The following is a 21,716-nucleotide window of genomic DNA, read 5'->3' as shown; positions in this document are numbered from 1 at the left end:
TTATGGGTATGAGGAGTATCCTCGTTTCCCTATTAACAAGCAATGGCTGCACCACTGCCTTACCGATTTGTAACATCACGGGATTTCACGCTTATGTCAGAATGAGATCATCCCTTTGGTTGCAAAAAACGTCGTTATCGACAGCTTTGTCAGCTTGAACGATTTTCGCGTGTCGTAGTTCAATTCGCACCGTGATGGACTATTTCATCCACCAAAACGGGAATGAAAAGAGAACATCGACTGGCCTTTCCGGCTCGAATCACTACATTGGCCGCATGAGTAACAGTTTCGACGATATTCCGTTCTTCGATGAAGAGCCGGAACCCGCGCCGCGCAGGCAGCAAGCCCCATCTGATCGCCAGCAACTCCAGAGCGGGGCATCAGGTGGATTGGGCATAGCGGCTCGCGCCATGGCAGCGCGCGATGGCGCACGCCCTGCCGCGGATTATCTATCCGGCCTGAACCCTGAACAGCGCGAGGCCGTGGAAACCGTGGACGGCCCGGTTCTTGTTCTTGCAGGAGCCGGTACCGGAAAGACGCGTGTCCTGACCACTCGTATCGCTCATATTCTGGCGACCGGTAAAGCCTGGCCAAGCCAGATTCTCGCCGTCACCTTTACCAATAAGGCGGCGCGCGAGATGAAGGAGCGTATCGGCGTCCTCGTCGGCGGTGCAGTCGAAGGCATGCCGTGGCTTGGTACATTCCACTCGATCGGGGTGAAGATCCTGCGTCGCCATGCCGAACTCGTCGGACTTCGTTCGGACTTCACCATTCTCGATACCGATGACGTGGTTCGACTGATCAAGCAGCTGATCCAGGCCGAGGGCCTGGACGACAAGCGCTGGCCGGCAAAACAATTCGCCGGCATGATCGACGGCTGGAAGAACAAGGGGCTGCTTCCACACGATATCCCCGAAGGAGACGCGCGCGCCTTCGCCAATGGCAAGGGCCGCGAACTTTACGCTGCCTATCAGGCGCGCTTGAGAACGCTCAACGCCTGCGACTTTGGCGACCTTCTGCTGCATCCGATCGCGATCTTTCGCAAGACGCCGGACCTGCTGAAGGAATATCACGAGAAATTCCGCTATATTCTGGTCGACGAGTATCAGGACACCAATACCGCACAATATATGTGGCTGCGCCTGCTGGCACAGCGACCTAAGAACGTGCCTCAGAACGTCTGCTGCGTTGGCGACGACGACCAGTCGATCTATGGATGGCGAGGTGCGGAAGTCGACAACATCCTGCGCTTCGAAAAGGATTTTCCGGGCGCCAAGGTCATCAAGCTGGAGCGCAATTATCGTTCCACCGAGCACATTCTCGGCGCTGCCGGCCACCTGATCGCCCATAATGAAGGCAGGCTCGGCAAGACGCTGTTCACCGATCGCGTCGATCCGGACGATGAGAAAGTCATCGTTCATGCAGCCTGGGATTCGGAAGAAGAAGCCCGTGCCGTCGGCGAGGAGATCGAGCGGCTGCAGCGGGGTGACGGCGACGGCAAGAAGCATGCACTCAACGATATGGCGATCCTCGTGCGCGCCTCCTTCCAGATGCGCGAGTTCGAAGATCGCTTTGTCACACTCGGCCTGAACTATCGCGTCGTCGGCGGTCCACGTTTCTACGAACGGCTCGAAATCCGCGATGCCATGGCCTATTTCCGCCTCGTCTGCCAGCCGGCGGATGATCTGGCCTTCGAGCGTATCATCAATACGCCGAAGCGTGGGCTTGGCGATACGACCGTGCGTTATCTGCACGATTCCGCCCGTGCCCGCGACATTCCGATGCTGCAGGCCGCGGCCGAGATGGTCGAAACGGATGAGCTGAAGCCGAAGGCGCGCAAGGCGCTTTTCGATGTCGTGCAGAACTTCAGGAACTGGCAGGAACGGCTTGAAAGAACGGAACATACCGAACTTGCCGAGCAGATCCTCGAAGAGTCGGGCTATACCGACATGTGGAAGAACGACAAGTCAGCGGAAGCACCGGGTCGTCTCGACAACCTGAAGGAACTGATCCGCTCGATGGAGCAGTTCGACAGCATGCGCGGCTTCCTTGAGCACGTCTCTCTCGTCATGGATGCCGAGCAGAACGAGAACCTCGACGCGGTCTCGATCATGACGCTCCATTCGGCCAAGGGGCTGGAATTCGACACGGTCTTTCTGCCTGGTTGGGAGGAAGGCCTCTTTCCGCATCAGCGGGCGCTTGATGAAGGCGGTCGATCCGGTCTCGAGGAAGAACGCCGCCTCGCCTATGTCGGGATCACGCGCGCAAAGCACCGCTGCCATATCTGGTTCGTCTCCAACCGGCGTATCCACGGCCTATGGCAATCGACCATGCCGTCCCGCTTCCTGGAAGAACTGCCGCAGAACCACGTCGATGTGGCAGCTTCCGATTCATCGAATTACGGCGGGTATGGCGGGCGTGGCGGTTACGGCCAGTCGCGTTTCGACAAGGCCGATCCGTTCGCCAACAACTACTCGACGCCAGGCTGGAAACGCGCCCAGGCCAACAAGACGGACGCCACTCGCGACAATTGGGGCAACCGCTCCGGCCATGCGGTGGAACGCATCGGTTACGGAGAAAGCGGCCCGCGCGGCCGCACGATCGACGGCGAGCTTGTGGCCAAGTCGGTGGCCGACACGCCATCGAAATTCACTATCGGCGATCGGGTTTTCCACATCAAGTTCGGCAATGGCAATGTCATGGCGATCGAAGGCAACAAGCTGACGATCGAATTTGACCGAGCTGGTCAAAAGCGCGTTCTGGATGGTTTTGTGGAAAAAGCGTGACGGCAGTCGCCACGCCTCTTACCGCTTGTACTCTTGCTGCCAGCGTGAAGCAGTGGCGAGGCTTATCTCGCGACGATTGAATTTATGAACGCATCGACTTGGCGCGTGTAATCACTTTCAAGCCCGAGCGTACGGTTGATCGCCATGTGGCGCAGGGAAACCGGAAGAACCCTCGCCTGTCCGCCGGATTTTCTGGCAAAAGCATTTGCCTGAGGACAAGAATCGCTCCGAAGACTGGAGCATACCAGCAACATGCGCGGCATGTTTGAGCCAGCATAAAACGTCGGAGAAGCTATTTTCCAGAAACGGGGATCGCTTCCGAATGCCTGATCATAAAATCGGGGATGGTTCGGCCGCTCCATGATGGACGAAACGTCGTAGGCTGCACTATCGATCGCTATGGTTCCTGCCCATGGCTTCACGCTCGCCTTCTGGGCGATAGAACGATCGACAGAGACGAGTGCGACAAGATGAGCACCGGCCGAATGTCCCATCAGAACCATCTTCGAAGGATCGCCACCCCATGACGCAGCGCGGCGCTGGACCATCGCCATTGCAGCCGCGACGTCAGTCGCCTGCTCAACCGGATCAGCGGCAGGGGCCAACCTTGTCTCCACAGAAACGAAGATAAATCCCTTCGGCAACCAGTGTGCGACTTTATTGTCGACTACGCCCGGAGCGGATTTCGAGCCGAACGCCCAGGCACCGCCATGCACCATCACTATGATCGGTGATCTCTGCGCGTTCTGTGGCAAATAGACATCCATGCGTTGCTCGGCCATGGAGCCATAGGCAACATCGCGCTCCACACCTCCTCCGTTCGCTAGCATCCCGACCTGCCGCCCAAATTGCTGTGCGTGAGCGGAAGCCGCCATTGCAGCCGTAAACAAGGCCACCCCCGACAGCACACGGGCGGTGGACAGATACCTTGAAAAACCGAAGCCAGTCACATGTCATTCCTTCAGAAACAGATAGAGCAGATACGAGTTGAGGCTCCAATCATTGCTGTAAGATTTCAGGCGCGAAGTTTTCTCGCCGCATTGCTCCTTTCAAAACTGTTCGCTAGGTCTCTTTCCCAGCCGAGAATACGGAGCACGTTCATGTCTCTCACCAATCACGACATAATCGAAACCACGGCCTGGCGCCGCCATCTTCACACCATGCCGGAAGTCTCCGGAGAAGAGGTGGAGACTGCGAGAGAAGTCGTCCGCTTCATGCGCCAGACCGAGCCAGACGCGATTGTGGAAGGACTTGGCGGAACCGGCGTGGCGGTAATCTATGACAGCGGCAAACCTGGAAAGACCATGATGATCCGCGCCGAACTCGACGCCCTGCCGATCGAGGAACTCGGCGATCCGGATTACAGATCGAGAATTCCCGGCAAGAGCCACATGTGCGGCCATGACGGCCATATGGCGACGCTTGCCGCCATTGGCCGCGTGCTCGGCCGTGAACGCCCCAAAAGCGGCCGCGCCATCCTGCTGTTTCAGCCGGCAGAAGAAAACGGCGCCGGTGCTGCAGCCGTCATCGCCGACGAGAAATTCGCCGCATTGACGCCTGATTTCAGCCTCTCCCAGCATAATATGCCTGGTGTTCCTTTCGGCCATGTCTGGCTGAAGGACGGCCCGGCCAATTGCGCTTCGCGCGGCATGAAAATCATTCTGTCTGGCAAGACCGCCCATGCCGCCTATCCCGAAACAGGCACTTCGCCTGTCACTGCCGTTGCAACCCTGATGCCGGCACTCAATGCCCTATCGACGGGCACGGTATCGGAAGGCAATCTCGTCCGCGCCACCGTCACCCATGCGGCGATCGGAGAGCCGACAGTCGGCGTCGCTCCGGGCTATGGCGAGATCTGGGTAACGTTGCGCACATCGACGGACGACCAGATGGCGGCGCTTGTCGGAAAAGCTGAAACCATGGCGCGTGAGGCTTCCGAGACGGCAGGACTGAAGCTTGAAATCGAATACCAGGAAGTGTTCGGCCATTGTGTCAACGATGCCAATGCTGCCGATATACTGCGTGCGGCAATGGATGCCGAAGGCGTCACCCATGAGCCCGGCGAAGGTTTTCGTGCTTCGGAAGATTTTGGCCGTTTCGGCGGCGTATCCAAGTCGGCCATGCTGTTTCTCGGCGCTGGTGAAGATCACCCCGCGCCGCATAATCCGAACTATGATTTTCCGGATGACCTTATCCCGATCGGCGCGAAAATCTTCCTCCGTGCCGTGCGCGATACACTTGGCTAAATACGAAAACGGAGCCAAAAGGCTCCGTTTTTTATGCGTCGTTGTTGCCGAACAGCTTGGCCATGAAGCCGCCGCCAGAACCCGAGCCGGGGCGCTTGCCATCCCATTTGGGCACGATGATCATGTGAGTGATCTCACCGCGCTGGAATGCCTTGAGGAAGCGATCGTAGTCGGCAAATGCGACGCAGCCGTGCGAATCGCCCCGAACACGAAGCAGGAAGCTATGTGCCAAAAGCCCGGTGCGGCCCTGTGGCGGCTTTCCGTCCGTCGGCGTAAGGCGAATTGCGGCGACGCCATGGAAGAGAGATTCGCGCATCGAAAGCTTGTAGGTACCCGGAGGGGTTGGGCCGCGCATCTTCACATGGGTGAATTTCGGGTTGTCGCGCATGCTACCGATGCCGGAATGCGCCTCAAGCTTGGTTCCGTTCGGCATGTGCACGACACCATTGGTGATGTCGTAGATCGCAACCTTGGTGCCGAGACCTGGCCATTTGGGCGAAGGCGCGGCTGGGCTTTCCGGCTCCTCGCGCATCGGGTTGTCGGGCTTGGCGAATGCAAGCACCGTCGGCTTGTCATCCCCCGCAGGCTTGCTGGGTTTTTGAGGTGCAACGGATGCGATGGCAGCCAGAGCATTAGCCCGAACGGCAGGCTTGGCGTCATCGCCGCGCATGCCAGCCGCAGGCCGGATTACCGGCAACGGACCTGCCTTGGGAAGTGCGTAAATGTCGGCTGCAGGTGGAACAGCGAGCGCCACGACGTCCTGTGTGATTTCGACCGATGGCGAACTGACGGTGGCGTCATCGCTGTCCGAAGTATCGAGCGAAGCCATTTCGACGGGCTTCATGTCTTTCAGCGCGGCAACATTGGTAACGTTTTCCGCATCCTGAATCATGTCGGGCATCGCGCTATCGCCGCGCGGTGCGACCAGTACAGTATCTTCCATTGCCTGGGCGAGCGCGGACCTGATCGCGGTGGCAGCCGGACGCCTGGTCGTCAGAGCCGCAAATTGCTGCTCGTTCTCAACCTTGCGGGCCGCTTTCGCCATGGCATGATGGAGCGCCTGGCTGACGGTCGAACCTTCAGGACGCAGCGCTTCCAAGGCAGCAGCCTCTGCCCCGGCCAGACGGCTCCCCTTGGCTTCAGCCAGTGACTGGCCGGGCAATCTGGAGAATTTCGCAACGTCAAGCGTTCTGTCGGCACGATCACGCGTCAAATGCTCACCCGCGACAGCAGGCGAAAGAAGAGCGGTTTGAAAATGCATATCCCGGGCAGGCTTTACCGCAGTTGCCACGGTAATCGCCGAAGCACCGATCAACGCCGAAGCGGTGAGCCCGATGCCAATAGCCATATTCATAAAGATCGAACGGCCGTGCTTGCGCTTCGCCGGACGCTTCGAGACCTTGTTCCGCTTCGTGGAGGCTTCGACCCTACGCACCATCACTCGTTACCCGAACCGTTACTCATCACTGCAAAGGCCGCAAAAAGCGCCTCGCCTGCCAGACTGGAGTGGCCTTCCGAAGAGGAATGATTCCGCGCAAAGCCACTCTGCGAATGGGTGAGAGAATGAACGATTATGGTAACCAATGTCTTTACGCCGCCCCGATCAGTTTCGATGGCGCTCATAAAAGCGCATGCCGTCGGAAGTTTAGCCAAAATGCGGCAAGGCTGTGTTTCTGGCCTCGGCGATTAAGGCGGTCAAGCTGACGACTGTTGCTGTTTAGCGACAAAAACCCGGTTATACAAGGCAACGGGAATAAATCGCTGGGGATGCGACGCTGTGCAGCGGCACAATAAAAAAGACCCGTGATGAAAAACGGCCACGATATACGTGGCCGTCACTTGTCAGAAACAGCGATATTTTATCAGCCGTCGATCCGACGGATCGCTCGACCTTTGTTAAAGAACCAGGGCCTGAGCTTTACGCCGGCAACATTGCCCGCGAACGCAGCGACAGCCCAAAGGTAGCCATGCAGGCTCCCAGAGGCGATCCCGGAAAAATAGGCACCGATATTGCAGCCATAGGCAATCCGGGCACCGTAGCCCAGCAGCAGACCACCGATGACCGCCGCCAGCACCGAGCGCAACGGAATATCGAGATTGGGTGCAAACTTGCCTGCAAGAGCTGCAGCCAGCATGGCGCCTGCAATGATGCCGAAATCCATGACCGAGGTGACATCAGCAAAAACACTCGATGCCAGAGCCTTGGCATTACCCGGCTGCTGCCAATAGGGCCAGGAAGCCGGATCTATACCGATCAACTGTGCCCCCTTGGCACCCCACAGAGCGAAGGCCGAGGTAACACCCCAGGGCCGCCCTGCGATCGCAAGCGTCGCGAAATTGAGGGTGACCAGCGCGACCGCACCGAACACAAGCGGCCAGGGTCCGCGCAGATATCGTGCAAAGCCCTGCCGCGGTGATGGCGGCGCCTGTTCCAGCGCGCCGTTCCACTTCTTCTCCACCACCACGGTAATCGCGGCGATTGCGCCGAAAATGATGAGAGACACGGCGATACCGCCGGCGGCACCGAATGTCTGAAATAACGCTGTCGGCGGCAACGAAGGCAGCGCCGCCCACCATGCGGTATGCAGCGTCGCGATCAGCGAACCGACGATAAAGAAAAACAACGTGACCAGCATGCGCGCATTGCCGCCACCGGCGGTGAACAAAGTGCCGGAAGCGCAACCGCCGCCAAGCTGCATACCCACGCCGAACATAAAGGCGCCGACAATAACACCGATGCCGGCCGGGGAAATATTGCCGCGCACTTCATTGCCGAACAGTGTTCCGCTCGCCAGAAACGGAAAGAACAGAATGACGGCAAGTGCAAGCAGGATCATCTGGACGCGCAGGCCGCGCCCCCTGCCCTCGGCGATGAAGACCCGCCAGGCCGAGGTAAAACCGAAAGCGGCATGGTAAAGAGAAATTCCCAGAGCGCCACCGACGAGAAACAGCGCGCCCTGAGCCGGCCCATAAACTGCGCCGAGCGCCAGCGTACCCGCAACGAGCACGACGAGGGAAATGAGACCTGGCGCTCCAAGAGGCGACGCCGTCGGCGCTCCCGAGCCCATCGAAGAGGAAATCGTCATAAAATTAAGCTCCTGATTTTGCGCTGTAGGTAGCGGCATCGCCAGGATGTTACGAGGTAGACATTTTTACCGCGGCTTCGCACTGAAGAATATATTTCCACACCAGACGAAGTGTGCAGTCGAAATCAGACTACCAAGCATTCCACCCCGCGAGGGGATCGCGGGGTGGAACGAGCCGAATGGCGGGGGGAATACCAGTTCGGCAGGGGTTCTGAGAACTGCTGTCAAAACTCGCCGGAAAGACCGACGCGGACGCCGGGTGCTCCACCGCCGGGCGAATAACCAACCGAGGCATCAAAGATGACCGGGTAGTTGCTGTCGAACATATGGGCGACAGCAAAGCTGGTGGCCATCTCGCCGTGATATCCGGCAATATTCGTCGACCAGGATGTCTTACCCGGTGCGGAGGGCTTCGGTGCAGCCGTCATCGACATCGCAGCCGCGATGCCCTTGCGGGTTTCCCGGCGTAAGCTGGACACATCGCCGCGCAGATTGGAAATGTCAGAACTGATCCGGTTAACGTCGATATTGGCCGACGCGATATTGCCCGCTGCATCGGTCGTCAGAACCTGCGTCGGCCCACTTTGTGCCGCCCGGCTCGCGACCGAGGTCACGCCCGGCATCGTATAGGTATTTGTCGAGGTTCCGATCATAACCTGACCTGCGCGGGTGGTGGTCGCCCCACGTCCGATCGCAGTGCTGTTGGCATGAGCTGCGCTGGATCCGTAGCCTACGGCCGTTGCGTCGGCACCGGTTGCAACTGCATTCGGCAGACCACTCGTGTTGTTGGCAGCCAGAGCCCCGTTGGTGCCCGCGCCGCCGATAAAGGAGTTGATCGCCTGGAGCGCCGAATTGACATCGGTATAGGTGTTGCCGCGCAACGTATAGCTCGGCCCGGTAAAGACATTGGTGCTGCTGTTGTAGGTAGATCCGCCACCAAGAGCGATGGCAACATCCCCAAGGCCGGTGGTGACGGTATCGCTCACGGCGCGCAACTGCCGAACGTTGACAGCATCGGTGTCGGCCGTACCACCCGCGAGATTGGTGATCTGACGCTCTCCACCCGCTGTACCGACAGAAACGGCACCGGCGGTGGACGAGACTGCGGTCCCCGAGAAGAGTTCGGTGGCGCCTCCCATGCCTGCACGTGATGCCACCGAACCGGAACCAAGTGCGACACCACCGGCGGCGCTTACATTCGCATCCGCACCAAGTGCCATGCCGTTTGCGGCAGTCACCGTGCCCCGCAGGCCGAGTGCGATAGCATTCGCCGCAGCCGCACTAGTTGTTGCACCGTTACCGATGGCGACCGAATTCACCTCTCCCGCAACAGATGCCGCATTTCCAGCTCCACCAAGCCCACTGAGGCTGCCGCCGCCCATCGAGATGCCCCGCGCGTCATCGATATCGATCGAGTCGGCAGCCAGACCGCAGTCCGCGCTGCTGACAGCTTGGCCGTTGGTATCCAGAACACTGAGACCGATATTCTGGCCACTCAGTGCCCCGGCAATATTGAGATCGATCAGAGATGCCAACGGATTGAGCAACGGGTCCAGTATGCCCGTGGTCACTGGCTGAAGCACCGGAAGATCGACGCTGAGGCCCGAGCACACATTGACGAGGGGTGCCGACTGGGAATGCGCCGCAGTACTGTAGAGGCTTGAGACAAGCGTTATAGGCAAGGCAATTGCGGGAAAGACAAGGCGTTTCATGGCGACCCCTCCAGTTCGGATAACCAATCATTTCGCAACATGCTTAATAAGCTATTTCTAATTTAGCTTCCTTATAGACACTTATTCGATCACCATGAATTTCTTGAACAATTTTCTTGATCATGGAATTGTGGCTTGGCATTCTGCTATCGGAAAACGCGGGAGAGCGTCATGAAAGCACTGCTGTTGATAGACATGCAGAACGGGTTTTGCCCGGGCGGAAACCTGGCCGTACCAGACGGCGATTCGGTGATCCCCATTGCCAATCGCCTGATTCGCGATGGCGGATATGACGTAGTCGTGGCCTCCCAGGATTGGCATCCCGCCAATCATGGCAGCTTTGCCTCACAGCACCTCGGTAAAAAACCTTTCGAGATGGGTGAACTCTCCGGCCAGCCTCAAGTGATGTGGCCGGATCATTGCGTGCAGGGCACCCCAGATGCGGAGTTCCATCCTGATCTTGAAGTAAGCGAGATCGACTACATACAGCAGAAGGGTGAAAACCCGGCCGTTGATAGCTATTCTGCCTTTCGTGACAATGACCATGCCGCCTTGACCGGGCTCGCCGGTTATCTCAAAGCCCAGCAGATAACCGAATTAGACATCTGCGGCCTTGCGACCGACTACTGCGTCAAGTTCTCGGCTCTCGACGCCCGTGATATGCTGCCGAACGTCAACGTCCGGTTCATATCTGACGCAAGTCGCGGTATCGATCCGCAGGCAATAAAAGACGCAATCTCCGAAATGCGTGAGTGCGGCGTCGATATCGTCACCAGTAAAGTTATCCTCGCCGACTAAGGCGTAACTTTTTCGCCTCTAAGCATGGCGAATGGCCCTGCCCGGACATTATCAACAAAATCGATGAATTGAATAAACGCAATTCAATTGCGTGTAACTGCGGCTGCTTCTACACGCACATGATCTAGGGAGTAGACTGGAGAGTGCTCATTCTGCTCGGTCAGCTATGCGGGAGCCGTCATGCAGCCGGAACAGAGTATGGACAAACGAGAGCAACTGACTAACGGGCTGAAGAAAGGCGCCGTCGTGGCGATTTCATCAGCCCCTTTCGGCATCCTTTTTGGCGCCATTGCGGTCGACAACGGTTTTAGCATTGCAGAAGCGGCCCTTATGAGCGGTCTTGTCTATGGTGGTGCCAGCCAGTTGGTCGGCATCGAGTTGTTTGGCCATCACGTCGCCGCATGGGTCATCGTATTGTCCATTCTGGCAGTAAACTTTCGCCATATCCTCTATTCCGCGGCACTCGCTTCTGTCATCGGCCGTTATCCGCACATCCAGCGCTGGCTTGCTTTTTTCCTGCTCGTCGATCCGCAATTCGCAGAGACGGTAAAACGCGAAGATGCTGGAAAACCGGCGACGTTTCGCTGGTATTTCGCAATGGGCGCGGTCGTATGGGTGTCCTGGATACTGACAACGATAATCGGCGCATTTTTCGGCCGCATGATCGGTGATCCGAAAGCACTTGGCATCGATGTTCTCCTGCCGATCTATTTCCTCGGACTGACCATGGGGTTCCGCGGCCGTCACAACTTCTTTCCCGTCATGTTGGCCGGCGCTCTCGGTTCGGTCGTCGCCTTCCACGTCGTCGGTTCGCCCTGGCATATCAGCGTCGGCGCAGCACTCGGCATCCTGATTGCCGCCATCCTGCCACCACCAAAAGTGCACGAGGAGCCGGACGTCTCGGAAATAGAAAGGGAGGCGATGTGACATGGAAAGCGAAATGAACGCCTTTTCCATAAATTCGGGCACGGCCATGCTGATCGTGGTCGCGGCAATCGCCACCTATTTAACGCGTGTCGGCGGTTATGTGCTGATGAGTAGCATGAAGCGCATCCCGCCACGGGTGGAATCGGCACTCAACGCCGTGCCGGCCGCGGTACTGACGACGCTGGTCGCGCCGCCATTCGTTTATGGCGGCTGGGACATCAAGATTGCCATGGCTGTTGCCCTGGTCGTAGGGCTGCGTTTCCCCGGCCTCACAATCCTGGTCATTGGCTGGGCGGCCGTGATGGCCGCCCGTTACGGGTTCGATCTCGGTATCTGATCAGGCACCAACCGGTGCGGTAGCGGCTTCAAGCCATGCCCGCACCGCCGCATCGGTGATCAGCGGCAGCAGCTTTTCGCGCACAGTGACGTGATACGCGTTCAGCCATTCCAGCTCCTCCTCCGTCAGCAACGAAGCGACAACCAGGCGACGATCGATCGGGCACCAGGTCAGCGTCTCGAAAGAGCGCATCGGCATGTCGCCGCCAACGATCTCCTCTGCTTCACGAACGAAGATCAGGTTCTCGATACGAATGCCGTAATGACCGGGACGGTAATAACCCGGCTCGTTCGATAGGATCATACCGGGCAACAACTCCTGCGTGGCAAGCCGCGAAATACGCTGCGGCCCCTCATGCACGGAGAGATAGGATCCAACTCCATGGCCCGTGCCATGGGCGAAATCGCCACCCGCCTTCCACAACGCGATGCGCGCCAAAGGATCAAGGTCACAACCACGCGTGCCCTTGGGAAAACGTGCCGTGCTGATACCGATCATGCCTTTCAGCACCAGCGTGAAGAAACGCTTGCGGTCCTCGGGCACATTGCCGATCGCCACCGTGCGCGTGATATCGGTGGTGCCGTTGATATACTGCGCACCTGAATCAATCAGGAAAAGTTCGCCTTCTTCAATCTCGCGGTCGCTCTGGCGGGTGACGCGATAGTGCATGATCGCCGCATGTTCACCGGCTCCTGCAATGCTGTCGAAAGAGACGTCACGCAGAGGGTTCTGCAGGTTCTGGCCAACGCGCGCACGCGCCGCTTCAAGAGCCTCGACCGCCTGGATTTCGGTGAGTGATCCGGGTTTGGCCTGATCCAGCCAATAAAGAAACTCCACCATGGCAACGCCATCCTGCACATGCGCGTCGGCCGAGCCTTTCAGCTCCACCGCATTCTTGATGGCGCGCGGCAGGCGTGCGGGGTCAGTCCCCTCGACCACGACGCCACCCGCGCTCTCTATGGCGGTGATCAAAGCGAGTGCCGTCAGCTCAGGATCGACAAGGATACGACCGCCATCGGCGGCGTAAGCGCCAATCCGTTCGATCAGCGCTGCAGGCTGCTTGATGCTTGTGAGCGGCTGCAGGTGGGTGCGGGCCTCATCGCCAAGCTTGCGTTCATCGATGAAGAGTTCTGCCTTGCCATCCGCGGCAATTAGCGCGCGCGACAGCGGATGCGGCGTATGCGCAACATCGCCACCGCGAATATTGAAGATCCAGGCGACCGAAGACGGATCGGCGATCAGGGCGGCAGCGATATTCTTCGCCTTCAGACCGGCTGCAATCTCCGCGATCTTCTCCGCCGCCGATTTTCCAGCATGAGCCTCCTGCTGAACGGCAACTGCGCCAAGCGGCTCGGCCGGACGATCGACCCAGGCGGTATCCAGTGGGTTTTCGGGAAGAAGCACCAGCGATCCGCCAATCTCCTCCAGCGCCTTCTCAAGCCTCTTCACCTCCTGGCCGCCATGCAGCCAGGGATCGATACCGAGACGAAAACCTTGCTGAGCATGCGAGCGGAGCCAGAGATGCGGCGGCTCATTGACGAGATCACCGGGGGTGAACACGCTGCCATCGACCTGCTCGGCAACCTGCGTCACATAACGGCCGTCGACAAAAACAACTGCTTCTTTCTGCGTGACAAGCGCCATGCCCGCCGAACCGGTAAATCCGGTAAGCCAGGACAGCCGCTCGGCGGATTCAGGAACATACTCGCTCTGGTATTCGTCAGCGCGCGGCACGAGAAAACCATCAATACCGAGATCCGCGAAGCGAGCGCGAAGCGCCGCGACGCGCTCGCGACCATATTGGGGAGAGGACTTATTGTCGAAAGACTGAAACATGGCTGCCATTCCAATGCTGCGATTCCGTTGAACATCCACGTTAAAGCATGTCGAACGAAAGTGTGCAGCGGTTTTGCGCGAGACACATGCGGCAAAACAAGAGGTCGAAGATTGAAACCTCCTGGCGGCACGCGGATCGCCTTAAACGAAATGCCAAATATTGAAGCATCAAACCGCGCAACCATGCATTGAGCGCATATCACCAATGATCGAAGCCTACTCACTGTGCAACTCGATGAAGCATATATTCCAGCCATACCAAATGAGACAACACAGCGAAGGACGAAATCAATGGCAAACTCCATGTTCCGCAATGCGATGAACCGTATGGCCCAGGCCCGCGAAAAGCAGGTTTCCCGCTACGTTAACGGCGCTCTCATGAGCCTTGATGACGAAACCTTGAAGAACCTCGGCACAAGCCGCGAAGAGCTTCGCCGCAAGGGCGCAACCCCCTGCTTCTTTTGATCTGAGGATCGCGAGGAGCTAAACGGCTCTGACGAAAATAAAGCCCGCTTGAGCAGCAATTCCTCCCTTGCGCTCGTGGGCATCCAGGCCGAAAAGCCTGAAACGGCGGCGCGCAAGCGTCGCCTTTTGTTTTGCAGCATATCGGATTGACGCCATGCGCTCAGCGCAATGCAGAGACGCAATATCACCGATTGGTGAAATGCATCGTCACCCAGCCGTTTTTCCAGATCGTGGAGAGATGGCGCATGCCTGCACCATTATAGGCGGCGATCACCTTCCAGCGCTGTGCGGCCAGAATTCCCGAAAGGATTACCGATCCGCCCGGCGCCAGATGATGGCCAAGCTCCGGCGCCATTTTCATTAGCGGACGAGCAAGAATATTGGCAATGATCAGATCGAACGGCCCATCCTCACGAAAAGCCGGAGAGTGGAAGCCCGGTGCAGTCTCGACCCGAATACCCGACGCAATACCGTTGCGCTTCACGTTTTCCCGCGCCACGCGAACCGCGACCGGATCGATATCAGTTGCAAGAACCGGGATCTTCCTGACCTTGCGCACAGCGATCGCCAGCACACCGCTGCCGGTTCCCAGATCGAGCGCATTCCTGACCTGCCTTGCGCGCAGAACCTTATCGATCACTTCCAGGCAGCCAGCGGTCGTGCCGTGATGACCTGTGCCGAAAGCCTGCCCCGCATCGATCTCGATTGCGACATCGTTTTCGCGAACCTTGTCGCGATCATGCGAGCCATGAACGATGAAACGGCCGGCACGAACCGGCTTCAACCCCTCGAGCGATTTGGCGATCCAGTCGACATCGGGAATAATTTCACGGGCAATGGACAAATCGGGAAATGGCTCGGCAAGCGCATCCGCAATCCGTTCGCGAACTGCGTCTTCCTCGTCGGCCATCATATAGACCGAGGCTTCCCAGATATCGCGCTTCTCATCCACCTCCGTGGTGGCGATCGCGAAGTCTTCTTCACCGAAGACATCCGAAAGGAGGTCGAGAACTTCGCCTGCCGTTACTTCATTGACTGTCACGTAGAGGCGGATCTCGCTCACGGTCTTCTCTCTCAGCTGATTGTTGCGCAGACCATTGCCACAGAAGCCCTGCGCCATTCAACCGGCAACGCACCCAAACGCCGCCAATCAACCCTTGATCAGATTTGCCAGCTTCTTTTCTGCCGTTTCGGCATTTTCACCATAGGCGATCGTGCCCGCAAACCGGCCCCCCTGATCCAGCAGGAAAACCGACGCCGTGTGATCCATCGTGTAGTCACCATTGGGATCGGCTGCGTCGACCGGCACTTTCTTGGCATAGACCTTGTAGCCCTTGATCATAGCAAGAACGTCGGCGGGCGGTCCTGAAATACCCTTGATGCGATCGGTAACATTGGAGACATAGAGGCCGAGCACCTCCGGCGTATCGCGCTCGGGGTCGACGCTGACGAAATAGCCGTTCAGCTTGGTTCCGTCGGGATCGACCTTGTGCATCCAGCCGTTCAGCTCGAACAAGGTTGTGGGGCAGACTTCCGGGCAATGTGTAAAGCCGAAAAACAAAGCGGTGGGCTTTTCACGAAAAGCCTGCTCGGTAATCGGCTGGCCATTCTGCGCAACCAGACGGAACGGGACACCAAACGGCCCTTCGGCCAGATCCTGCTTTTGCCGTGTTACCTCCAGCGTCAACCACACCAGAACACCCGCAAGAGCAAAGACCGCAATCCAGAGGGCAATCCGAAGGCTTTTCATGGGTTAGTCTCTTAATTCAAAGGAAGAATGCCTCAGGCATAGACACAACCGCTCACCGGCGCAATTCAACATCCCGTAGTCCAGCAAGGGAGCCACAAGATCAAAGGCACCAGGAAAGGGCTGTCTCCCCCGCCGCAAGGAGGATGGAAGAACCGTAGTTGATCCAGCCCCAAAAGCCGGCAAGCGACAGTCCAAGCACGGCAATCCCGATAAGGAGGGTCGCGGGCAGAGCAAAGTGATGGCTGGCGCTTGTTTGCATGCTGCCGTTTTATACGAACGGGAACGGACTGAACAGATAGCCTGCTGCCCTATGTCGCAGATCGAAATTAACCCGGTTACACCAGAAGATTCACCGGTTTTTCACTTCTGGGCGGCAATGATCATTTCAACATGATTCCAGAAGCCCCGCATGTCCGGGCTTTTCAGCCAAACGGAAGAGTTCTGATATGAGCAATGCGATAAAGCAGTCCGGCGCCTATCTCGAGATCGTCTCGTTTCATCTCGGAGACCAGGAATTCTGCATCGACATCATGGCGATCCGCGAAATTCGCGGCTGGGCGCCGGTGACCCCGATGCCGCATACCCCGCCTTATGTCCTCGGCCTCATCAACCTGCGCGGCGCGGTTATACCGGTTATCGACATGGCCTGCCGCCTCGGCATGAAGATGACGGAACCATCCGAGCGTTCCGCGATCATCGTCACCGACATCGGCGGCAAGCTTGTCGGCCTGCTGGTCGAGCAGGTTTCCGACATGATGACCATCAAGAGCGAAGACCTACAGCCGGCGCCGGAAATCATTCCTGAAGCCCAGCGCGACTTCTGCCGCGGTATCGTTGCCCTGGAAAAGACCATGGTCTGCTTCCTGAACCTCGACACTGTCATCGCCGACGAACTATCGCGCGAAGCCGCCTGAGTTCCTTAACCGGTCTACAGTTTGCAAGAACGCCTGGCGTGAACAATCACGCCGGGCGTTTTCTGTTTCGGATCACTTCAGAAGTTCGTGTCTCACTCGCATGTGATGGAACAGCAAGTTATTGCAAAATATAATTATTTTTATGAAACCTTCCGGGAAGCTAGGCGGTTTGGTGCTTGTCAACTCAGACACGATGCAACGAAGAAATGTTCTTCGTCGCGTGAAAGAAAACGACAACAAGGAGAATTGCCATGAAAAAGGCTATTGCACTTGCCGCACTTATTTCCGCTTCCGCCTTCGCAGCCGGTGCGTCTGCCCAGACGATGGATATGCAGAATCCTGCCACATCGACTGCCGGTGTCACAGTGGTAGATGTGACCAATGATCCGAGTTCTGGCAATGGCAGCCGCCTGCCTCAGTCTGTAAGCAATCCGAGCCCGGACGTGATCCAGAATGCTCAGGCGGAGTTGCAATCCGACCCGGGTTTGGCTGATGCGCTAACAATGCAGAATGTCGAACTGGCCAACGTCATCGCGATCCAGACAGCCGCAGATGGCGGCAAGGTCGTGTACATCCGCTAACGAAAATTCGGTCAAACAAAAAGCTGGACGTGCATGTCACGCCCGGCTTTTCTCATGTGATTTGGGGCACGGTTTCAAGGAGCTGGTTTGCCCTTCGTCCAGTTTATCTGCTGGCCGTAAAGCGGCACCGTGGAAATCGCCATCTTGGCAGAACCTTCCACCACCTGACGCGAATGCGCCAGATAGATCAGCGTGTCATTGGTCTTGTCATAAATGCGCTTGACCAGCAGGTCCTTCCAGATCAGCGACCGTCCCTGACGAAACACTTCCTCGCCACCCTTATCGAGCTCGATGTCGCCGATCTCGATCGGCCCGGTCTGACGGCAAGCGATGGAATTGTTCGACGGATCTTCGAACCAGTTCCCGTTCTTCAACCGGTCGATCACACTGCGATCGAAATAGGTGACGTGGCAGGTGACACCTTTCACCTGCGGATCAGGCACAGCTTCGACGATGATATCATTGCCGATCCAGTCAACGCCGACCTTGCCAACCACTTCTGCGACAGCCGGCGCAGCCGCAAGCCCGGTCAGAATAGCAATGGCAGAAACGAATGAGACAATGCGGCGGTTCAGGCGGGGCATGAGGCAAATCTCCGGTCAACGATCCGCGATCAGAGATAAGGTGCTGCAGACAGCTTGCAAGACGGCTGCGGATTATTCACCTGCCGATCAAAACAGCAGACCGTTTGGGCAGAGTACACGCTTCGTAACCGCTGGAGAACAGCCGGCCGGCTTTCATCCCGATCGCAGCGGGAACATCGCGGATTTCGGACAGGTTCAACGTCGATGCGATCGCGATCGTGGCCTCGGCACAGATGGCGGCATCCTCTGCCGCGTTATGGTGAAGGAAATTCAGCCCGAGATGCTGCGCCAGGATATTCAGCTTGTGCGAGATCAGATGAGGCCACACCTTCTGAGCCATCTTGACGCTGCAGAGATAGGAAAGCTCCGGATAAGACTGGCGGTATTGATCGAGACAGGCGCGCCAGACACTGAAGTCGAATGCCGCATTATGAGCGATCATCGTCGCACCGGCAAAATCGTCGGCAAATTCGTCCATCACTTCCGGAAATTCACCGGCATCCTCGACCTGCTCTGGGCGAATGCCGTGGATGCCGATGTTGAAAGACGAAAACCGCATGTCCTTCGGCCGGATCAAACGTTCTTCGACGCGAACCACCCTGCCATTTTCGATCCACGCAAGCCCTACCGAACAGGCGCTTCCACGCTGCTCGTTGGCGGTTTCGAAATCGATCGCGATGGTCTTCAAGCTGAAATTCCGGTTGGACGACTGCGTCGCTTTTAGGCCGGACAACGCGATTCGGCAAAGAGCCGCATATGTGGCAGCTTGACCTGTTTCCACATTCATGGCCAAATCCGGATCATGATCAGCTATATCGCCCTTACCCATATGACCGTGACCATTCGCCCTGCAGGGCGAGTGGCGGGTTTGGCGCGTTAGCCGGCATCCGTCCACCACCCTGCCTCATGATGGCAGGGTCGGCATCGTTCCGCTCTGCTTGGGCAAACCAAAGAGAGCGACATGAGCGAACTTGAAAATCCTCCACCATTGGCGAAAGATGCAGCCTGGCCCCAAAACCTCGTCATACGGGCAAGACGGCCGTCAGATGCCGAAGGAATAGTGACGCTGCACAATCTCCCGGGCTATCGGTACGGCACGCTGCGCACCCCGCACCACACGCCGGATGAAATCCGCAAGGGTATTGAAAGTCAGCCGGCAAACGCCACGAGCCTGATCGCTCTCCTCGACGGCAAGATTGTCGGGGATGCCGGATTGACGCGGCTCTCCAATCGTCGTGTCCACGTCGGAAGTATCGGCATGGGTGTTCACGATGCCTATGTCGGCAAGGGGATCGGCCGAGCGCTAATAGGAGAAGTCCTCGCCCTTGCCGACAACTGGTTCAACCTGCGTCGCGTCGAACTGACGGTCTATACGGACAACGAACCAGCCATCCGTCTCTATGAGAAGAACGGGTTCGTCACCGAAGGCCTCATGAAGGAATTCGCTTTTCGAGACGGCAGCTATGTCGATGCCTATTGCATGGCACGGATCAAAACCTGACGATCAGCCACCGATAAAGGTGAGCCACTCATCCTCCGTCATCACTTCGACGCCGAGTTCCCGAGCCTTGTCGAGCTTGGAACCGGCGCCGGGGCCAGCGACGACATAGTCGGTCTTCTTCGATACGGAACCGGCCACCTTCGCCCCAAGGCCTTCAGCACGAGCCTTGGCTTCGTCGCGTGTAAACCGCTCTAGCGAACCGGTGAATACGACCGTCTTGCCCGCCACCGGGCTGTCGGACGCTGCAACCTGCTCCGCAGCCTGCGGCGTCACCTCTTCGAGCAATCGATTGATGACATCGAGATTGCGAGGCTCCTTGAAGAATTCGACGATGGCGCGGGCGACGATCTCACCAATGCCCTCGATATTGTTCAGGTCCTGCCACGCGTCACCGGTCAGTGATGACGCATCCTTCATCGCCCGATCGAATGCTTCATAAGTGCCGTAATGGCGGGCAAGCAGTTTTGCTGTCGTCTCGCCGACATGGCGGATACCGAGTGCATAGATGAAGCGATTGAGCGCTATCGAACGGCGTTCATCGATCGCATCGAACAGTTTTCTGACGCTGACCCTGCCAAAACCCTCGATGTTTTCGAGCTTTATCAACGGCGAAGATTCCTGCCGCTTCTTCAGCGTGAATATGTCGGGCGCAGTGCGAACCTGCAGTGCAGGATCTTCGCTCTTGAAGAAGAAGTCCACCTGCTTCGTGCCCAGCCCCTCGATATCGAAGGCATTGCGCGAGACGAAATGTTTCAGGTGTTCGGTTGCCTGCGCACGGCAGACGAAACCGCCGGTGCAGCGTGTGACCGAATCGAGCTTGCCGGTCTTTTCATTTTTCTCGCGTACCGCATGACTGCCGCAAACCGGGCATTTGGTAGGAAACTCGTATTTCTTCGCATCAGCCGGGCGCTTCTCCATCACCACGTCAAGCACCTGCGGGATGACATCCCCTGCCCGCTGGACAATGACTGTATCGCCGATGCGGATATCGTGCTCTTCCTCACGGATGCGCTCGCCGGAATTGCCGATACCTTCGATGTAATCGGCATTGTGCAGCGTCGCATTGGTGACAACCACACCGCCGACAGTAATCGGCGTCAGTCGCGCAACCGGCGTCAACGCACCGGTTCGGCCAACCTGGATATCGATATTCTCGACGGTAGTGAACGCCTGCTCCGCCGGGAACTTATGTGCGGTTGCCCAGCGCGGCGAACGCGAGCGAAAACCGAGGCGGGCCTGCAGATCAAGCCGATCGACCTTGTAGACGACGCCGTCGATATCGTAATCGAGTTCAGGGCGGGCAAGGCCGATCTCGTGATAATGCGCCAGAACGTCATCGACCGAATTCAGCCGCTTCATCAGCGGGTTCACCGGAAAGCCCCAACCCTTGAAGGTCTGCACCATCTCGTACTGGCTCTTCGGCAAGTCGTTTGGCTCGGAAATCTCCCCCCAGGCATAGGCGAAGAATTTCAGTTTACGACTTTCGGTCACCTTGGCATCTAGTTGTCGCAAGGAGCCTGCCGCGGTGTTGCGCGGATTGACGTAAAGCTGCTTGCCCTGCGCCTCCATCTCTGCGTTGAGCGCCAGAAAGTCGCTCTTGGCCATATAGACCTCACCACGCACCTCGACGACTGCTGGTACGCCCTTGGGCAGGCGCTGAGGGATTTCCTTGATCGTCTTCACATTGGCGGTGACGTTTTCACCTGTCGTCCCGTCGCCGCGCGTGGCAGCATTGACGAGAACACCTTCTTCGTAGCGGATCGACATGGATAAGCCGTCGATCTTCGGTTCGGCTGTAAAGGCGATCGAGTTATCTGGCAGCTGCCCGAGGAAACGATAGACCGAATTGACGAAATCGCGCACATCCTCGTCGGAAAACGTGTTGTCGAGAGACAGCATCGGCCGGGCATGGGTGATCGGAGCAAAGGTGGCGAGTGGTGCGGCACCGACAGTGATCGAAGGACTATCCGAGCGGATAAGCTGCGGAAAGCGCTCTTCGATGGCAAGGTTTCGACGCTTCAGTGCATCGTACTCGGCGTCGGAAATCTCCGGCGCATCCTTGGCGTGGTACAGTTCGTCGTGATGGGCCAGCTCTTTCGCCAGCCGCTCCAGTTCGGCAGCAGCCGTCTGTTCGGTCAGCGTTTCGATTGGGGTCTGATCGGCGGCCATGCGGGAATCTCCATCTTCACCGCT

20 protein-coding genes are annotated in these 21,716 nt (G+C 57.8%); 9 read left to right on the top strand and 11 right to left on the bottom strand.

Features of this window, described 5'->3' with window-relative positions:
• The first annotated feature begins 275 nt into the window (after window positions 1–275).
• A complete protein-coding gene (locus tag GGE33_RS05340; RefSeq protein ID WP_183685877.1) occupies window positions 276–2,786 on the top strand; it encodes an ATP-dependent helicase in 2,511 nt (836 codons plus the stop codon).
• A gap of 62 nt (window positions 2,787–2,848) precedes the next feature.
• On the opposite strand, the gene GGE33_RS05335 is transcribed toward GGE33_RS05340, so the two are convergent.
• Window positions 2,849–3,595 carry an alpha/beta hydrolase fold domain-containing protein gene (locus GGE33_RS05335; RefSeq protein ID WP_183821497.1) on the bottom strand — a complete coding sequence of 249 codons (747 nt, stop codon included), beginning with the start codon at window positions 3,593–3,595 and terminating at the stop codon, window positions 2,849–2,851.
• Window positions 3,596–3,886: 291 nt separating this feature from the next.
• On the opposite strand from GGE33_RS05335, the gene GGE33_RS05330 reads away from it, so the two are divergent.
• Entirely contained in the window at window positions 3,887–5,032 is a 1,146-nt protein-coding gene (locus GGE33_RS05330; RefSeq protein WP_183821496.1) for an amidohydrolase, read from the top strand.
• 31 nt (window positions 5,033–5,063) lie between these two features.
• Here the strand turns inward: GGE33_RS05330 and GGE33_RS05325 are convergent, their stop codons facing one another.
• The 3 genes from GGE33_RS05325 to GGE33_RS05315 all read right to left on the bottom strand — a co-directional run bounded on the left by GGE33_RS05325 (window position 5,064) and on the right by GGE33_RS05315 (window position 9,830).
• A complete protein-coding gene (locus GGE33_RS05325; RefSeq protein WP_246435741.1) occupies window positions 5,064–6,470 on the bottom strand; it encodes a DUF2778 domain-containing protein in 1,407 nt (468 codons plus the stop codon).
• Between the two features lie 424 nt (window positions 6,471–6,894).
• The gene (locus tag GGE33_RS05320) at window positions 6,895–8,118 is read right to left on the bottom strand and encodes a YeeE/YedE family protein (RefSeq protein ID WP_183821495.1); all 1,224 of its coding nucleotides are present in this window, start codon (window positions 8,116–8,118) and stop codon (window positions 6,895–6,897) included.
• A 224-nt stretch (window positions 8,119–8,342) separates the two neighbouring features.
• Window positions 8,343–9,830 (bottom strand): hypothetical protein, encoded by a 1,488-nt coding sequence (locus tag GGE33_RS05315; protein WP_183821494.1) that lies wholly within the window; start codon window positions 9,828–9,830, stop codon window positions 8,343–8,345.
• A 171-nt stretch (window positions 9,831–10,001) separates the two neighbouring features.
• On the opposite strand from GGE33_RS05315, the gene pncA reads away from it, so the two are divergent.
• The 3 genes from pncA to GGE33_RS05300 all read left to right on the top strand — a co-directional run bounded on the left by pncA (window position 10,002) and on the right by GGE33_RS05300 (window position 11,892).
• Complete coding sequence (gene pncA, locus GGE33_RS05310) at window positions 10,002–10,628, top strand: bifunctional nicotinamidase/pyrazinamidase (protein ID WP_183821493.1); 627 nt, start codon at window positions 10,002–10,004, stop codon at window positions 10,626–10,628.
• Window positions 10,629–10,826: 198 nt separating this feature from the next.
• Entirely contained in the window at window positions 10,827–11,555 is a 729-nt protein-coding gene (locus GGE33_RS05305) for an AzlC family ABC transporter permease (protein ID WP_148147632.1), read from the top strand.
• Between the two features lie 13 nt (window positions 11,556–11,568).
• Complete coding sequence (locus GGE33_RS05300) at window positions 11,569–11,892, top strand: AzlD family protein (protein ID WP_183821492.1); 324 nt, start codon at window positions 11,569–11,571, stop codon at window positions 11,890–11,892.
• Here GGE33_RS05300 and GGE33_RS05295 read toward each other — a convergent pair whose 3' ends face one another.
• Window positions 11,893–13,728, bottom strand: a complete 1,836-nt coding sequence (locus GGE33_RS05295) for an aminopeptidase P family protein (protein ID WP_183821491.1) — start codon at window positions 13,726–13,728, stop codon at window positions 11,893–11,895. It abuts the gene before it with no gap.
• A 291-nt stretch (window positions 13,729–14,019) separates the two neighbouring features.
• Between GGE33_RS05295 and GGE33_RS05290 the strand changes: the two genes are divergently transcribed.
• Window positions 14,020–14,193, top strand: coding sequence for a hypothetical protein (locus GGE33_RS05290; RefSeq protein WP_183821490.1), 174 nt, complete (start codon window positions 14,020–14,022; stop codon window positions 14,191–14,193).
• A gap of 184 nt (window positions 14,194–14,377) precedes the next feature.
• Here the strand turns inward: GGE33_RS05290 and GGE33_RS05285 are convergent, their stop codons facing one another.
• The 3 genes from GGE33_RS05285 to GGE33_RS05275 all read right to left on the bottom strand — a co-directional run bounded on the left by GGE33_RS05285 (window position 14,378) and on the right by GGE33_RS05275 (window position 16,202).
• A complete protein-coding gene (locus GGE33_RS05285) occupies window positions 14,378–15,256 on the bottom strand; it encodes a 50S ribosomal protein L11 methyltransferase (protein WP_183821489.1) in 879 nt (292 codons plus the stop codon).
• 87 nt (window positions 15,257–15,343) lie between these two features.
• Window positions 15,344–15,943: an SCO family protein gene (locus GGE33_RS05280; protein WP_148147628.1), complete on the bottom strand. Its 600-nt coding sequence runs from the start codon at window positions 15,941–15,943 to the stop codon at window positions 15,344–15,346.
• Between the two features lie 100 nt (window positions 15,944–16,043).
• A complete protein-coding gene (locus GGE33_RS05275) occupies window positions 16,044–16,202 on the bottom strand; it encodes a hypothetical protein (protein WP_183685872.1) in 159 nt (52 codons plus the stop codon).
• Window positions 16,203–16,389: 187 nt separating this feature from the next.
• On the opposite strand from GGE33_RS05275, the gene GGE33_RS05270 reads away from it, so the two are divergent.
• The gene (locus tag GGE33_RS05270) at window positions 16,390–16,857 is read left to right on the top strand and encodes a chemotaxis protein CheW (RefSeq protein WP_112503741.1); all 468 of its coding nucleotides are present in this window, start codon (window positions 16,390–16,392) and stop codon (window positions 16,855–16,857) included.
• Window positions 16,858–17,108: 251 nt separating this feature from the next.
• Window positions 17,109–17,438 (top strand): hypothetical protein, encoded by a 330-nt coding sequence (locus tag GGE33_RS05265; RefSeq protein WP_183821488.1) that lies wholly within the window; start codon window positions 17,109–17,111, stop codon window positions 17,436–17,438.
• Between the two features lie 74 nt (window positions 17,439–17,512).
• Here GGE33_RS05265 and GGE33_RS05260 read toward each other — a convergent pair whose 3' ends face one another.
• Together GGE33_RS05260 and GGE33_RS05255 are read right to left on the bottom strand one after the other, a co-directional pair.
• Window positions 17,513–18,022 carry a CreA family protein gene (locus GGE33_RS05260; protein ID WP_183821487.1) on the bottom strand — a complete coding sequence of 170 codons (510 nt, stop codon included), beginning with the start codon at window positions 18,020–18,022 and terminating at the stop codon, window positions 17,513–17,515.
• Window positions 18,023–18,098: 76 nt separating this feature from the next.
• Window positions 18,099–18,710, bottom strand: coding sequence for a 3'-5' exonuclease (locus GGE33_RS05255; protein ID WP_246435740.1), 612 nt, complete (start codon window positions 18,708–18,710; stop codon window positions 18,099–18,101).
• Window positions 18,711–18,983: 273 nt separating this feature from the next.
• Between GGE33_RS05255 and GGE33_RS05250 the strand changes: the two genes are divergently transcribed.
• The gene (locus GGE33_RS05250; RefSeq protein ID WP_183821485.1) at window positions 18,984–19,523 is read left to right on the top strand and encodes a GNAT family N-acetyltransferase; all 540 of its coding nucleotides are present in this window, start codon (window positions 18,984–18,986) and stop codon (window positions 19,521–19,523) included.
• A gap of 3 nt (window positions 19,524–19,526) precedes the next feature.
• On the opposite strand, the gene ligA is transcribed toward GGE33_RS05250, so the two are convergent.
• Entirely contained in the window at window positions 19,527–21,692 is a 2,166-nt protein-coding gene (gene ligA / locus GGE33_RS05245) for an NAD-dependent DNA ligase LigA (RefSeq protein ID WP_183821484.1), read from the bottom strand.
• Window positions 21,693–21,716: the final 24 nt, after the last annotated feature.

The organism is Aliirhizobium cellulosilyticum, from assembly GCF_014198105.1.
In the GTDB taxonomy this organism is placed as follows: domain Bacteria; phylum Pseudomonadota; class Alphaproteobacteria; order Rhizobiales; family Rhizobiaceae; genus Neorhizobium; species Neorhizobium cellulosilyticum.
This window is presented reverse-complemented; position numbering and strand designations above follow the sequence as displayed.